This is a genomic window from Enterobacter sp. BNK-18 (genome assembly GCF_047456135.1).
In the GTDB taxonomy this organism is placed as follows: domain Bacteria; phylum Pseudomonadota; class Gammaproteobacteria; order Enterobacterales; family Enterobacteriaceae; genus Enterobacter; species Enterobacter ludwigii.
In genome coordinates this window covers 1,905,628-1,920,612 of record NZ_CP179899.1, presented here as the reverse complement: position 1 = coordinate 1,920,612, position 14,985 = coordinate 1,905,628, and the positions used below count along the sequence as shown (strand labels likewise).

The 14,985-nt window shown below is 52.9% G+C and carries 17 protein-coding genes and 1 riboswitch; of the genes, 9 read left to right on the top strand and 8 right to left on the bottom strand.

Annotated elements, in window-relative coordinates:
* Nucleotides 1–48 precede the first annotated feature (48 nt).
* A complete protein-coding gene (locus tag ACMGG3_RS09200; RefSeq protein ID WP_020883418.1) occupies nucleotides 49–288 on the bottom strand; it encodes a YobH family protein in 240 nt (79 codons plus the stop codon).
* Nucleotides 289–447: 159 nt separating this feature from the next.
* Between ACMGG3_RS09200 and mgrB the strand changes: the two genes are divergently transcribed.
* The 7 genes from mgrB to rlmA all read left to right on the top strand — a co-directional run bounded on the left by mgrB (nucleotide 448) and on the right by rlmA (nucleotide 5,682).
* The gene (gene mgrB, locus ACMGG3_RS09195; protein ID WP_014170606.1) at nucleotides 448–591 is read left to right on the top strand and encodes a PhoP/PhoQ regulator MgrB; all 144 of its coding nucleotides are present in this window, start codon (nucleotides 448–450) and stop codon (nucleotides 589–591) included.
* Nucleotides 592–665: 74 nt separating this feature from the next.
* Nucleotides 666–956, top strand: coding sequence for a YebO family protein (locus ACMGG3_RS09190; protein WP_020883419.1), 291 nt, complete (start codon nucleotides 666–668; stop codon nucleotides 954–956).
* A 23-nt stretch (nucleotides 957–979) separates the two neighbouring features.
* The gene (locus ACMGG3_RS09185) at nucleotides 980–1,969 is read left to right on the top strand and encodes an MBL fold metallo-hydrolase (RefSeq protein WP_063156560.1); all 990 of its coding nucleotides are present in this window, start codon (nucleotides 980–982) and stop codon (nucleotides 1,967–1,969) included.
* 526 nt (nucleotides 1,970–2,495) lie between these two features.
* On the top strand, nucleotides 2,496–2,612 hold the full coding sequence (locus ACMGG3_RS09180) for a DUF2627 domain-containing protein (RefSeq protein WP_032611517.1): 117 nt from the start codon (nucleotides 2,496–2,498) through the stop codon (nucleotides 2,610–2,612).
* Between the two features lie 39 nt (nucleotides 2,613–2,651).
* Nucleotides 2,652–2,861, top strand: coding sequence for a transcription antiterminator/RNA stability regulator CspE (cspE, locus tag ACMGG3_RS09175; protein WP_001062678.1), 210 nt, complete (start codon nucleotides 2,652–2,654; stop codon nucleotides 2,859–2,861).
* A gap of 231 nt (nucleotides 2,862–3,092) precedes the next feature.
* Entirely contained in the window at nucleotides 3,093–4,799 is a 1,707-nt protein-coding gene (gene ftsI / locus ACMGG3_RS09170; protein ID WP_074147038.1) for a peptidoglycan glycosyltransferase FtsI, read from the top strand.
* A gap of 67 nt (nucleotides 4,800–4,866) precedes the next feature.
* Nucleotides 4,867–5,682, top strand: coding sequence for a 23S rRNA (guanine(745)-N(1))-methyltransferase (gene rlmA, locus ACMGG3_RS09165; protein ID WP_414149805.1), 816 nt, complete (start codon nucleotides 4,867–4,869; stop codon nucleotides 5,680–5,682).
* Here rlmA and mntP read toward each other — a convergent pair.
* From mntP to manX, 5 genes are all read right to left on the bottom strand, one after another.
* Entirely contained in the window at nucleotides 5,679–6,245 is a 567-nt protein-coding gene (gene mntP, locus ACMGG3_RS09160) for a manganese efflux pump MntP (RefSeq protein WP_014170601.1), read from the bottom strand. The genes rlmA and mntP overlap by 4 nt on opposite strands.
* Nucleotides 6,246–6,255: 10 nt before the next feature.
* A riboswitch (yybP-ykoY riboswitch) is annotated at nucleotides 6,256–6,445 on the bottom strand.
* Nucleotides 6,446–6,643: 198 nt separating this feature from the next.
* Nucleotides 6,644–7,102, bottom strand: a complete 459-nt coding sequence (locus ACMGG3_RS09155) for a DUF986 family protein (protein WP_014170600.1) — start codon at nucleotides 7,100–7,102, stop codon at nucleotides 6,644–6,646.
* 54 nt (nucleotides 7,103–7,156) lie between these two features.
* Complete coding sequence (locus tag ACMGG3_RS09150) at nucleotides 7,157–8,008, bottom strand: PTS mannose transporter subunit IID (protein WP_006810994.1); 852 nt, start codon at nucleotides 8,006–8,008, stop codon at nucleotides 7,157–7,159.
* Nucleotides 8,009–8,020: 12 nt separating this feature from the next.
* Entirely contained in the window at nucleotides 8,021–8,821 is an 801-nt protein-coding gene (gene manY, locus ACMGG3_RS09145) for a PTS mannose transporter subunit IIC (RefSeq protein WP_014170599.1), read from the bottom strand.
* Between the two features lie 47 nt (nucleotides 8,822–8,868).
* Nucleotides 8,869–9,831 (bottom strand): PTS mannose transporter subunit IIAB, encoded by a 963-nt coding sequence (gene manX, locus ACMGG3_RS09140; RefSeq protein ID WP_414149804.1) that lies wholly within the window; start codon nucleotides 9,829–9,831, stop codon nucleotides 8,869–8,871.
* Nucleotides 9,832–10,096: 265 nt separating this feature from the next.
* On the opposite strand from manX, the gene ACMGG3_RS09135 reads away from it, so the two are divergent.
* Together ACMGG3_RS09135 and yoaE are read left to right on the top strand one after the other, a co-directional pair.
* On the top strand, nucleotides 10,097–10,306 hold the full coding sequence (locus ACMGG3_RS09135) for a protein YoaL (RefSeq protein ID WP_071605456.1): 210 nt from the start codon (nucleotides 10,097–10,099) through the stop codon (nucleotides 10,304–10,306).
* On the top strand, nucleotides 10,294–11,853 hold the full coding sequence (gene yoaE / locus ACMGG3_RS09130; RefSeq protein WP_014170597.1) for a CNNM family cation transport protein YoaE: 1,560 nt from the start codon (nucleotides 10,294–10,296) through the stop codon (nucleotides 11,851–11,853). The genes ACMGG3_RS09135 and yoaE overlap by 13 nt, the downstream gene beginning before the upstream one ends.
* A 6-nt stretch (nucleotides 11,854–11,859) precedes the next feature.
* Here yoaE and ACMGG3_RS09125 read toward each other — a convergent pair whose 3' ends face one another.
* Nucleotides 11,860–13,458 carry an EAL domain-containing protein gene (locus ACMGG3_RS09125; RefSeq protein ID WP_410375137.1) on the bottom strand — a complete coding sequence of 533 codons (1,599 nt, stop codon included), beginning with the start codon at nucleotides 13,456–13,458 and terminating at the stop codon, nucleotides 11,860–11,862.
* Between the two features lie 141 nt (nucleotides 13,459–13,599).
* Entirely contained in the window at nucleotides 13,600–14,964 is a 1,365-nt protein-coding gene (gene sdaA, locus ACMGG3_RS09120) for an L-serine ammonia-lyase (RefSeq protein WP_032680789.1), read from the bottom strand.
* Nucleotides 14,965–14,985: the final 21 nt, after the last annotated feature.

Genomic DNA, 14,985 nt, shown 5'->3' with positions numbered 1-14,985 from the left:
AAACGCCGCACACAGTGCGGCGTTTTTTATCAGTATCAATCGGGGTGATTAGCCGTTATCAATGACGACGGATGTTTTACGCAGAACCGGGCAGTTGGTTAAACCAATGATCCCGCTGTCTGAATGAATATATTGTGCCGTGCTCATGCCCTGCGCGGTCATGTATTTGCATTGAATACCTAATCCAGCGGCGTTTTCGGTGCTTCCCACAAGCACGCCATAGCCGGTTAACAGAAGGCCAACCCATACTACGGCCAGTGCAATAATTGTACGAATAATTAAATGCATCATTGCCTCTTTATCTTTGTTGTCATGCAGTAAGCCTAAACGGTTTACTCTATGAAACAAGTGCATGATTCTGAAAACGACCAGATGGCGGTACAGTTAGTCCTTGTTTAAGATAGCCGTGATAATCTGGTTATATCGGGCCTTTAGACGGAGTGTGGAGTGAAAAAAATACGCTGGGTGATTCTGATTATTGTGCTGGTAGCCTGTGTGGTGTTGTGGACGCAGACTATCAATGTGATGTGCGATCAGGATGTACAGTTTTTTAGCGGCGTCTGCGCAATCAATAAGTTTATTCCGTGGTAACACGCATTTTTTCTCAAGGTGATTTCCTTCCTTCGCACCAGTGGTAAGATAGACGTTTTTATTGAGGTGGTGAAATGGGTGAGTTACTGAATTCAGGGCTGCTAAATATGGCATCCCTGATGATCTCGTTGGTTGTTCTGCTGGTGGGGCTTGTCATTTGGTTTTTCGTAAACCGTGCCAGTTCCCGTACAAACGAGCAGATCGAACTGCTGGAAGCGCTGCTTGACCAACAAAAACGTCAGAATGCGCTGTTACGTCGTCTGTGTGAGGCTAACGAACCAGAAGAGAAAGCGTCGGCGAAAGACGCGGTTGCTGAAGACAACACTGAGCAGGATGACTTTATCCGCCTGGTGGCTGAGCGTTAATTTGTCTTATCCGGGAGGTGGCTGTGGTCTGGAAAAATCCCTGGTATGACCCCTCCCTGAAACATCACACACCGAACGGTTTTCGTAATACTGACCCCGTCGGGCATCAGCCCGGTGACCTTGATCGCTGGCGAAAAGCGCGCAAAGAAGCTGGCTTACCCCGCCCCCCGGCAAACGGATATGAGGACTTTATCCGCCAGTGGTGGCAGCCGGCAACGCTTAAGCAGCCGCAGGGAAATGGGGTATGGTGGCTCGGACACGCAAGCCTGTTGTTGCACATTGATGGTAACACCCTGCTGACCGACCCCGTTTTTTCTCGCCGCGCCTCTCCCTTACCTTTCCTCGGATCACAACGTAAAACGCCTCCCGCTCTGTCTGTCGAACAGCTCCAGCAACTCGATGCAGTGGTTATCTCCCATAATCATTACGATCATCTGGATGACGCGACCATTCGCCGGATCCTTAAACGCTTCCCCGACGTCACTCTGTTTGTTCCCTTAGGTCTGGCAGACTGGTTTCGCCGCCGGGGGGCAAGACGCATTGTTGAGCTCGACTGGTGGCAGAGTTTCACCTGGCAGGGGATAACGCTGTCCGCCGTACCGGCGCAGCACTGGAGTATGCGCACGCTCTGGAACCGCAATCGCTCCCTGTGGTGTGGCTGGGTGTTTGAAGGGCGGCATCATCGTTTCTGGTTTAGCGGCGACACGGGCTATTCACCTGAACTGCTCCGAATACCGGAAAGGCTGGGTAAAATTGACGCCGCGGCGTTGCCCGTTGGCGCTTATGCACCACGGTGGTTCATGGCCGTACATCATATGGATCCGCAATCTGCCGCTGCGTTGTGGCAACAGTTGGGATGCCCACTGGCGTTTCCCATTCACTGGGGCGTGTTTGAACTGGCTGATGAATCGCTTGATGACCCCGTGCGAGAGTTAACTGCAGTCCTCGATAATTTAGCACTGGTTAATAATTCCTTCAGGATACTGAAAATTGGTGAATATTTATCCTTATAAACGAAGCGCTGGATTGTTGCATATATTCTGTATGTCTAAGGTCTAAAGAATGTTTTATTTTTATCGAAACGTTTTGCTTGCCTTGTTTTGATGCAGAGTCATAAAAATTTCATTATTTTGGTGCATAACATTCTTTATTAGCTGGTGCTTTTTAATACAGTTTAGCGTGAAGGATTAACATTGTATTTCCACTGTAACAATACAGGGGCGTTACAATGATTTAAGCATAAGTTTTCACAAATTGTTCTAACTCAATCAATGTAGGGGTTTTTTCTTAGCGGGTTGCTGGACGCACTGGAATGATTGAGCTATGTTAAAAAAGTCTTAGATAACAGCGGTTGTGAAAGCAACGGCGAGTCTGTGTAAGTGAGCAGGGCTGTCCATATGTCATGCGCATAATTGTGCAAAAGCATACCGGCACAGTTCGAATTTGTGCGGCGGATCGAGACATGTTTAAAAATGGCTTGCCATATTAAACATAGTGTGTGATAACACGTTTTGGGTCAAACGAGGTACAGTTCTGTTTATGTGTGGCATTTTCAGTAAAGAAGTCCTGAGTAAACACGTTGTCGTTGAATACCGCTTCTCTGCCGAACCTTATATTAGTGCCTCATGCAGTAATGTCTCAGTTTTATCTCAGTAATGCCTGCGGGCTAAGAAAACACTCTAAGGAATTTTGCAAATGGCAAAGATTAAAGGTCAAGTTAAGTGGTTCAACGAGTCTAAAGGTTTTGGTTTCATTACTCCTGCTGACGGCAGCAAAGACGTGTTCGTACACTTCTCTGCAATCCAGGGTAACGGCTTCAAAACTCTGGCTGAAGGCCAGAACGTTGAGTTCGAAATTCAGGACGGCCAGAAAGGCCCAGCTGCAGTTAACGTAACTGCTATCTGATCGAACCACTGCTGACTGAAGCACGTTGTACTTCACTCTCAGACATAAAGCCTCGCATATAGCGGGGCTTTTTTATGTGCCTTATCTTTCAAAATATTACCATCCCCGCTCTTGTTAGTAACTTGTTGCAAAGCTACGAGGTTAGTAGCACTGTTTTCCCTCCCTCTGGCCGTCTTTTCCCGTTAAATCAGGGCGTTGTTTAACAGTCCTGGGGTTCAGGTGAAGAAGAAAATGATAACGACCGCCGGCAATTTCACGCCGGCGCGTTTTGCGCTGCTCTGTTTAGCCATTTTTTGCAGTCTGGCGTTTTTGCTGGGCCGCGTTGCCTGGCTGCAAATTATTAAACCTGACAACCTGGTCAAGCAGGAGGATATGCGATCGCTGCGCGAACTGCCGATTGATGCTCCCCGCGGAATGATCATGGATCGTGAGGGCCGGCCGCTGGCGGTCAGTGTCCCGGTCAGGGCCGTGTGGGCCGACCCAAAAACGGTGCTGGCAAAAGGGGGCGTGGGCTTTGACGATCGCTGGCAGGCGCTAGCGAATGCGTTACATCTCTCCCTGAACACCCTGTCATCACGGATTAACGCGAATCCACTGGGGAGGTTCATCTACCTTGCCCGGCAGGTGGATCCTGCTCAGGCAAAATGGATCGATAAGCTGAATTTGCCGGGTATCAATTTACGCGATGAATCACGCCGTTTTTATCCTGCCGGGCATGTGGCGGCAAACCTGATTGGTTTCACCAATATTGACGGTCAGGGTATTGAGGGGGTGGAGAAAAGTTTCAACACCCAGTTAACAGGCAAGCCGGGCGTCCGGCAGGTCAGGGAAGACCGTTACGGTCGTGTGGTGGAAAATCTGACGGAAGTCGCGCCGGTGCCTGCGCACAATATTCAGCTCAGTATTGATGAGCGCCTGCAAACCATCACCGAAGATGCGCTTGATAACGCAGTGGCCTGGAACAAGGCGGAGTCGGGGGCATCAGTGCTCATTAATATCCCCACCGGTGAAATCCTCGCGATGGCGAGCTATCCGGATTTCAACCCCAATAACCGCCAGGGCGCGACAATAGACGATTTTCGTAACCGTGCCATCAGCGATACGTTCGAGCCAGGTTCAACCGTGAAGCCGCTTGTGCTGATGACGGCATTGCAACAGGGGCTGGTGCAGCCTGACAGCGTCATTGACACCCATCCGTATATGCTTGACGGACACCGTATTCGGGACGTGGGTTACTACCCTGAACTCTCGATGACCGGGATCCTGCAAAAATCGAGCGACACTGGCGTATCTCGCCTCTCGCTGGCGATGCCTGTTCAGCATCTGATTGATACCTACCGGAACTTTGGTTTTGGTACAAACACCGGGCTTGGCTTAACCGGCGAGAGCGCCGGTCTGTTACCCCAGCGTAAATACTGGAGCCAGCTCGACAGGGCGACCTTCGCCTTTGGCTATGGTCTGATGGTCACCCCCCTCCAGCTGGCGCACGTCTATGCCACCATCGGCGGCTTCGGGCTGGAACGGCCCCTCTCAATTACCCGTATCGATCCACCCGTTATCGGGCACAGAGTCATGCCGGAAGAGATTGCTCATCAGGTCGAGCATATGATGGAGAGCGTTGCGCTGCCGGGCGGGGGCGGCGTTAAGGCTGCGGTACGTGATTACCGTGTGGCGGTGAAAACCGGTACGGCGAAGAAAATCGATGATAGCGGCAAATATGTCGATAAATACGTTGCCTATACCGCGGGCGTCGCGCCTGCCAGCGATCCGCGTTTTGCGCTGGTGGTCGTGATTAACGATCCTCAAAACGGGGCGTACTATGGCGGCGCCGTCTCCGCACCGGTATTCAGCGAGATTATGGGTAACGTATTGCGTCTTGAGAACGTCAAACCCGATGGTCTGGCGCCTGATTCCTCGCACCTTATCGTCATGCGTTAACCCAGGCGTTTTATACCGGGGCGAATAGCGGTACACTTCGCCCTTTGATTTACGCCCCGGAGCTGCCATGTCCTTCAGTTGTCCCCTTTGCCACGCGCGTCTGACGCGATCAGAAAAAAGTTATGCCTGTCCGCAGGGACATCAGTTTGATATGGCGAAAGAAGGCTACGTGAATCTTCTGCCGGTGCAGCATAAGCGCTCGCGCGATCCGGGTGACAGTGCTGAGATGATGCAGGCACGTCGGGCATTTCTCGACGCCGGGCACTATCAGCCACTCAGAGAGGCCGTCGCGCAATTGCTGGAAGATAATCTGACTGACAGTGCAGCAGGCGTGCTGGATATTGGCTGCGGGGAAGGGTATTACACCGCGCGGTTTGCTGAGGTTGCACAAGAGAAGGGCGCGCAGACATTTGGTCTGGATGTTTCCAAAGTGGCTATCCGCGCGGCGGCAAAACGCTACTCCGGCGTGACGTTCTGCGTGGCATCGAGCCACCGACTGCCGTTTGACGATGCCAGCATGGATGCGGTTATCCGCATCTATGCGCCCTGTAAGGCGCAGGAGTTGGCACGCGTTATCAAACCGGGCGGATGGGTCATTACCGTCACGCCAGGTCCCCGACATCTGATGGAGCTTAAAGGGCTTATCTATGATGATGTTCGGCTGCATGCGCCACATTCTGAGCAACTGGCGGGCTTTACGCTGAAGCAGGAGCAGACGCTGGCCTACGAGATGAACCTGGCAGGGGAAGAAGCCGTAGCGTTGTTGCAGATGACGCCATTTGCATGGCGGGCGAAACCGAACGTGTGGGAAACCTTAGCGGAGCAAACAACGTTTCGCTGCCAGACGGATTTCAGTATCCACTGCTGGCAGTGCGAAGATTAACCGGCGAAGTGTGCCCAGAGGATCTGGGCACCAATGCCAATCAGCACGATACCGCCCAGGATCTCGGCGCGTTTGCCCAGCAGAGGGCCAATAAACCGGCCAACCATCATTCCCAGCGTCGACATAATCAGCGTGGCACAACCAATGGCCAGCGCGGTCGCAATAATATTGACCTGCAGGAATGCCAGGCCCACACCGACGGCCATGGCGTCGAGACTGGTGGCGATGGCGGTGGTCACCAGCAGCCAGAAACCGTGGCGGTGCTGCGGCTCGTCTTCCTCATCGCCATTGCCGCGAAAACCTTCAATCACCATTCGCCCCCCCAGAAATACGAGCAGCACGAAAGCGATCCAGTGGTTCCACTCCAGTATGAACTGGCTTGCCAGCATACCAAGACCCCAGCCGATGAGCGGTGTCAGCGTTTCGATAGCACCAAAGATAAGGCCTGTGCGTAGCGCTTCAGAGAATTTGGGTTTGTGCAGCGAGGCACCTTTACCGATGGAAGCGGCAAAAGCGTCCATGGACATACCGAAAGCAAGAAGAAGGGTTGCGGAGATATTCATTAAAGCGTCCAGACCGGGAGATATCCATATGACACATCACTGCCCCCAGTAAACAGCAGTTGATGTATCTATGGTCTCGCCTGACCGCCTTGCACAAATCTGTGCGGCAAACGGTCCGTACGTGCCACGTTTTTCAACGAGTATGTTGACACGTACATTTCCTGCGAACAGGAAATCAGCTACTCCCCAACGACGGGCGCAACCTTAACATATTTTGAGAATATAAAACAACAATGAAGCGGCATTATTTCGTCAAGGTGTTGATAACGATTTTCATTTAGATTTATGCGTGAAAATAACGTTAATAAATATAAGAGAAATGACAGAATGGAATATAGCTTTGGCTATATCAGGTGCGCAAAATAAACGCAGAATATAGCCAAAGCTATGTGGTTAACTTACTGAGTTTTAAGCATAAGTTTGTATATTCTTTCCAGGTCGTCAATATTCTTGACCCGAATAAGCAGCCGGCGTTGCTCTAATTGCATCACCAGTACACCATCTTCCGATAAATTCATCTCTTTAATACGGTTATATTCTATCCATACATTGGCGAAGAAAAACCCGCGGCTTTTAAAAATGATTTTCGGAACACGGATCCAGAACAGATAAATCGCCATTAATGCCAGCGCACATAATAACCATGTGGTTAATATTGCACCATGACCGGTCACGTTGTTGTAAATTAGAATGACGATGAGACCGGCGAAGATAAACGCATCCACGCGGCCGCGTCGCAGAAGGGGCAGGGAGAGCAGCGTTTCGCCGTGGCGGCGGGGCATGATGAACTCGTCATAGATCGCATATGCCAGAAGGGCCACAATAAACAAAACCAGTACGATGTCCGTGACAGTCATTCATCCTCCAGATAAAAAAACCGGGGGCAAGCCCCCGGCGTATTACGTGATGTCTTACAGGCCCAGCAGACCGACAGCGTAGCCCGCGATACCGATGACGAAGAAGCCAACAATGATCCACAGCGGGTTAACTTTCTTACGCAGCAGCCACATACAGGCGAAGGTCAGCAGCAGCGGTACCAGACCCGGCATCAGCTGGTCCAGAATCGTCTGCACGGTGGTAACACGGGTCTGACCATCCTGACCGGTGATGGTGGACACCACCAGCGGGATGTTCACGTGCGTCCACTTGTTAACCAGTGCCCCCATGACAAACAGGCCGAGGATTGACGCCCCCTCAGTCAGTTTCTGCAGGAAGCCGCCGCCCATATCCTTAACGATGTCCACCCCTTTACGGTAACCGTAAGCCACACCGTAGTAACGGGTCAGCAGACGCACCGCATTGAACAGGATGAAGAACAGCAGTGGCCCAAGCAGGCTTCCGCTCATGGCGATACCGGCACCCAGCGCCGCGAAGACCGGACGCACGGTACCCCAGAAGATTGGGTCACCGACGCCTGCCAGCGGACCCATCAGACCGACTTTGATACCGTTGATGGCACCATCGTCAATCTCTGCGCCGTTTGCACGCTGCTCTTCCATCGCCAACGTCACGCCCAGAACCGGAGCCGCCACATAAGGATGGGTGTTAAAGAATTCCAGGTGACGCTTAATCGCCTGACGGCGCGCTTCGTTGTTTTCCGGATACAGGCGTTTGATAGCCGGTACCATGGAGAAACAGAAGCCCAGCGCCTGCATACGTTCGAAGTTCCATGAACCCTGAAACAGGTTAGAACGGATGAACACGCCACGAATATCACCCGGAGTGAGTTTTTTCTCGGTGGTAGTTTTTGTCATATCAACCATTTCGCTCACCTGCTAGTCCAGTTCGTTATCGAGATCGTTATTACCAGCAGCCTGCGCTGGGGCACCCGCAACGCGGTTATATTTCGGGCTGAGCTGGATGTAGAGAATCGCCATCACTGCACCAATCACACCCAGCGCAACCAGGTTGAAGTTGGTGAACGCAGCAGTAACGAAGCCGAGGTAGAAGAACGGCATCAGGTAGCCTGCGCGCATCATATTGATAACCATCGCATAACCAACCACCACAATCATACCGCCTGCGATGTTCAGACCGCCGGTGACCACTTCTGGAATGGCGTTCAGCATGCTCTGTACTTCGCTGGTACCGACGGAGATCGCAACGATAACGGCCGGGATCGCGATACGCATCGCCTGCAGGAACAGGGACGAGACGTGGATCCAGGAGAGCGCCGTCAGGTTGCCATTTTCGGCCGCCTTATCCGCCGCGTGCTGGAAGGCCACGGTGATAGTACGCACGATGATGGTCAGTACCTGACCTGCTGCTGCCAGCGGGATTGCCAGGGCAATACCTGCACCGATACTCTGGTGACCGGCAATAACCAGAACCGTAGAAATGATGGATGCCAGCGCGGCATCAGGCGCAACTGCCGCACCGATGTTCATCCAGCCCAGGGCAATCATTTCCAGGGTACCACCGATGATGATCCCGGTTTTCATATCACCCAAAACGGCACCAATCAACGTACAGGCCACCAGAGGGCGGTGGAACTGAAATTCATCAAGTACGGATTCCATACCCGCAATACACGCGACGATGAACACCAGCACAATCTGAAGAGTGGTAATCTCCATTGTACTTCTCCTATTACATAAGCTTTATGTGAAAAACCGGCGCGGGCTTATTTCCCAACTTTACCGATCAGATCCATCATTTTCAGTTTCTGATCCGTGGAAACCTTACGGGCTTCCAGTTCGATACCGCGTGCATTCAGCTTGTTGAATGCCTCGATATCTTTCGCATCGACTGAAATGGCGTTGTTGACCTGCGTTTTGCCCTGACGGAATGCCATACCACCAATGTTTACGGAGGTAATTTTCACGCCGCCTTCAACCAGGCGTTCAACGTCTGTCGGGTTTGTGAACAGCAGCATCACGCGCTCGCCCGCATATTTCGGGTTGTTATAAACGCGGATCATTTTGGCGACATCCACCACGTGCGCGGTAACGCCAGGAGGAGCAACCTGTGTCAGAAGGGTTTTACGTACGGTATCAGCAGCAACTTCATCGCTGACGACAATAATGCGTCGAACGTTGGTCTCTTTGGTCCAGCGCGTTGCCACCTGGCCGTGGATTAAACGGTCATCAATACGGGCAAGGCCGATCACCATGTAATCATTCGGGCCCATGGGCTTCGCCGGGGCTTCGGCTTTTGGCACCGCGGCCACTGGAGCAGGCTTCTCAACCGGTTGTGCTTTCAGCGCTTTCACGCCTTCGCGACCGGTTTCAACAGCCAGAGCGACCAGTTCATCGAAACTCGGATTGTCGTCGCGTGCCATGAAGGTTTCCACCAACATGGGGATATTCACCCCGGCGACAACTTCATAATGCTCTTTATCGACGACAATGCGGCTGGCAGCATTGAACGGACTGCCTCCCCATGTATCAACGAGAAACAGCACGCCTTTGCTGGTATCCAGTTTCTGCAGTTGAGCAGTGTACTTCTCAATCAGCGTTTCAGCGTTTTCACCGGGAACGAAATCGATCCAGCCGACGTTTTCCTGCTCACCCAACAGCATCTCTGCTGTTTTGAGTAACTGCTCTGCAGCCCAACCATGTGTGCCTATGACAATAGCAATGGTCACTTGCTACCTCCTTTTATTATCATTAATACGCCTGCCAGGCAGTCGCACTGTGAATCGTATCTGGCCAACCGAATCGATTCAGAAAAGGGTTAGAGTTAAAAAACTAAGACTTCCGCGAATTATTTTAGATAGTGAAAAAATAATTTATGTGATGAAGATCCGTAATTTAGCTATGGGTTACAGAATTATCTGTAAGGTAAAGCAGCTGTGTTACAGATCTTTGCAAAGGAACGTAAATCTTTGCTAAAAACGCATTGTCTCTGATATGTTTAGCCTCCGTTTAATTGTTCAGGAGTATAGGGCTACAGCCCACTATATGGACCGTCACCGACGTCAGTCATCCTCCAGGCCATTCCGCGCCTGTTTCACCGGCGATCCTCGCCACGTATCGACTCTGTCTGCCTCTGTTTTGCCCACGTTGAGTGGGGCACCGTTTGGTCATTCCGTTAGCAGGAGCGTTTCATGGAATTCTTAATGGACCCGTCAATCTGGGTGGGATTGCTCACGCTGGTCGTGCTTGAGATTGTTCTCGGCATTGATAACCTGGTGTTTATTGCCATCCTTGCGGACAAACTGCCGCCAAAACAACGTGATAAAGCGCGTCTGATCGGCCTCTCTCTGGCATTGGTCATGCGTCTGGCACTGCTGTCCGTGATCTCGTGGATGGTTACGCTGACGAAGCCGCTTTTTTCCGTCATGGATTTCACTTTCTCCGGCCGTGATTTGATCATGCTGCTCGGGGGGATATTCCTGCTTTTCAAAGCGACGACAGAGCTTCACGAGCGGCTGGAAAATCGCCAGCACGATGATGGACACGGTAAAGGCTATGCCAGCTTTTGGGTCGTGGTACTGCAGATCGTGGTGCTTGATGCGGTCTTCTCGCTGGATGCGGTGATCACGGCTGTCGGCATGGTGAACCACCTCCCGGTGATGATGGCTGCGGTGGTTATCGCGATGGCGGTGATGCTGCTGGCGTCTAAGCCACTGACGCGCTTTGTGAATCAGCATCCGACGGTCGTGGTGCTCTGCCTTAGCTTCCTGCTGATGATTGGTCTGAGCCTGGTGGCGGAAGGTTTTGGCTTCCATATACCAAAAGGCTACCTGTACGCAGCCATTGGCTTCTCGATCCTCATCGAGTTGTTTAACCAGATTGCACGACATAACTTTATCAAGCAGCAGTCTACCCAGCCGCTGCGTGCGCGTACGGCTGATGCGATTCTGCGTCTGATGGGCGGTCGCCGTCAGGTCAACGTGCAGAACGACAATGAAAGCCGTAACCCGGTTCCCGTCCCGGAAGGGGCATTTGTGGAAGAAGAGCGCTATATGATTAACGGCGTGCTCTCCCTGGCCTCCCGCTCGCTGCGCGGCATCATGACCCCGCGCGGTGAAATCAGCTGGGTCGATTCCCGCCTGAGCGTTGATGAGATTCGCCAGCAGTTGCTCTCTTCACCGCATAGCCTGTTCCCGGTATGCCGGGGTGAACTGGACGAGATCATCGGCGTGGTGCGTGCGAAAGAGATGCTGGTGGCGCTGGAAGAAGGGATTAACGTCGAAGCCGTCGCCGCCGCATCACCGGCGATTGTGGTGCCGGAAACGCTGGATCCTATCAACCTGCTTGGCGTCCTGCGCCGCGCACGCGGTAGCTTTGTTATCGTCACCAATGAATTTGGTGTGGTGCAGGGTCTGGTGACGCCGCTCGACGTGCTTGAAGCCATTGCCGGTGAATTCCCGGATGCGGATGAAACCCCGGAAATTGTCTCCGACGGTGACGGCTGGCTGGTGAAAGGCACCACCGATCTGCACGCGCTGCAGCACACGCTGGGTCTGGAAAACATCATCAACGATGAAGAGGACATTGCGACCGTGGCTGGGCTGGTTATTGCCGTTAACGGACAAATCCCGCGGACCGGCGATATCATTGAACTGCCTCCGCTGCAGATCACGATAATCGAAGCGAATGACTATCGCGTCGATATGGTGCGCATTGTTAAAGAGCAGTCGGCCCACGACGAAGAAGAGTAACTGAGCCTAGCGTAACGGCATCAGCGGAACGATATGCCCGTTACGCGGTGCTGGCGGAGACGAACTCTCCGCCAGCCATTGCGGAAATTCCCTCAGCGGCATAGGCTGCGCAAACAAAAATCCCTGCAGTACCTCTACCCCGTGATGACGCAAATACCGCGCCTGCTCGGGCGTTTCTACCCCTTCAGCCACCAGCTCAATGCTAAGCCGTTGTCCGAGCGCAATGATGATGTCCGTCACCGTGGAGTTCACAGCATCAGTGCCGATAGCGCTGGTAAAGGACTTATCAATTTTCAGCACGTCCGGATGCAGCTTTTCCAGCCACGAGAGAGAGCTATTGCCGGTGCCAAAATCATCAATGGCCAGCTTCACGCCCTGACGGTGTAACTCTCTTACAATGCGATAATCCACGTCCTGCAGCGCGTCACGCTCCGTCAGCTCCACAATTAGCTGCTGGGTGGGATGCGCGCTGAACCAGTAGCGGTTCAGGTCCTGAATGAGCGTTCCGTGTCGGAAATGGCTGGCGGCGGCGTTGATGCCAATGTGGAAGCCGGGCGTTGACGGAAAATAGCCAATCTGACTCACCGTTTCGTTAATGACGTAACGTGTGAGGGGGATAATCAGGTTGTGCTCTTCGGCGAGCGGAATAAAAACGTCCGGGGAGATCCATCCCTGACGGGGGTTGTTCCAGCGCAGCAGGATCTCCACCCCCACGCATTTCTGCGTGCGGGCATTCAGCAGCGGCTGGCAAAACAGCTCGAATTCACGTGCGGCCAGGCCAAGGTTAATTTCCCAGGTAAAGCTCATGCGGTTCGCGGTCGCAAGCCAGGCGACGTAACCCATCAGGAGACTGAGCATCAGCGCCAGCGGCAGCTGAGAGGGCAAATATATCAACGCCAGCTCGCTGGCTCCCGGGCCACTGACGGTAATGGTGAACGGGAAATGGCTGGATTGCTGGCGCAGAACCCTCTCATCATCGTTTATTGTCAGCGAGTCGGAGACATTTTCACCGTAGCGCAGGTATTTATCCCCCACGGTCAGGGCCACGTCGGTGATAAGCGGGCGCTGTGGCTCCAGCATCAGGCGAGTGATGAGATCGATATTCACAATCTGCATCACACCATCTTCTCCGCTATCAGAAACCGGATACCACTGGATCAGGATCGGGCTTCCCTTAAGCAAGGATTTGTCGGTGGAGAGCACCAGCTTTGTTTCGGCGGACGGCAGGGCAGGCTGAATCTCTCGCAACGGGACGTCGCGATTGCCGAAAATACTTGAACAGTAAAGGATACCGTCTTTGACCAGTGCAATTGAGCGCACCGTTTGCAGTGAGGCTGCCTGTTTTCGTAACACTAAATGCGCCTGAGAGCAGGGCGCTCCGACCAGTGCCAGCAGCGGACTGCGCCCTTTTTCCAGCGGCAATAAGACGTCATCCAGCACGTTGACGGAGTGCGCCGCAAAGTTCAGGGTGTTTTGCTGATTTACGTTACGCTGTGAAATAAAGCGTATACCCAGCGTAATGATGAGCGTAAAAAGCGCAACCATCACGCAGACGATGACGCGTTTTCGGCGATACTTTTTTATGATCCTCTGTGCTGTTTGCATGGGAGGCCGCCCAATACGCCTTCAGCACCAAAAGCCGAGGCAACACAGCAAGTGTAGTGGGGAAATATTAAGTCGACGAGAAAGGGATAAAAATTCGCCCATCCGTGGAAGATGGGCGAGAGAGGCGTTGAGGCGAAACGGTTAGTCGCACTGCACCTTTATCGCCAGACCGCCGCGGGAGGTCTCACGATATTTGGCGTTCATGTCTTTACCGGTTTCGTACATGGTCTCGATAACCTTGTCCAGCGAAACGCGTGGCTCGCTGGTACGGCGCATGGCCATACGCGTGGCGTTGATCGCTTTTACCGACGCGATAGCGTTACGTTCAATGCACGGTACCTGCACCTGACCCGCAACCGGATCACAGGTGAGACCGAGGTTATGTTCCATACCGATTTCAGCCGCCACACAGACCTGCTCCGGGCTGGCACCCAGCAGCTCTGCAAGACCGGCCGCGGCCATAGAACAGGCCACGCCCACTTCACCCTGACAGCCCACTTCAGCGCCAGAGATAGACGCATTCATCTTGTACAGCGCACCAATCGCCCCTGCTGCCAGGAAGTAGCGAATGTAGATATCAGGCGTTACGGGTTCAATAAAGTGATCGTAGTAGGCCAGTACCGCCGGAACGATACCGCACGCGCCGTTCGTTGGTGCAGTCACCACCCTGCCACCCGCGGCGTTTTCTTCGTTCACCGCCAGCGCAAACATGTTCACCCAGTCGACCACGTTCATCGGGTCGTTAGAGAATTTGTCTGTGGTGACCAGCATACGGCGCAGCGCAGAGGCGCGACGCGGTACGCGCAGTGGCCCAGGCAGTACGCCTTCGGTGTTCATGCCGCGATCGATACAGGCCTGCATGGTTTGCCACACGTTCGCAAAATAGTCTTCAATCTCTTTTTTGCTGTGCAGCGCCAGTTCGTTCTGCATCACCATGCCGGAAAGTGACAGACCGGTTTCATGGCAGTAGTCCAGCATCTCTTTGGCGGACTTGAACGGGTAAGGTACGTTCACATCACCCGTTGTATCTTTGCCGAAGTGTTCCTCATCAACGATAAAACCACCGCCAATGGAGTAATAGGTTTTGCTGTAGATCACTTTGTCGCCGCTAAAGGCGTGGATCTGCATACCGTTTTCATGCAGGGACAGGTTATCGCTACGAAAACGCATGCCGTCATCATGCGGGAAATCCACTTCATGTTGACCGTTTGCCAGCAGCAGGCGGCCGCGCGTTTCCACGTCGCGGATAAATGCCGGAATGGCATCAATATCTACGGTATCCGGCATATTGCCCGCCAGACCCATAATAATGGCGATATCGGTGTGGTGGCCTTTACCCGTTAATGACAGTGAGCCGTAAACATCCACGGCGACACGGGTAACGCTTTCCAGTAATCCTTTTTCGACCAGATCATCGACGAACTGTTTACCGGCCTTCATCGGGCCAACAGTATGGGAAGACGAAGGGCCAATTCCCACTTTGAACATGTCGAATATACTAATCACTTTCACACTCCTGACAGGGTT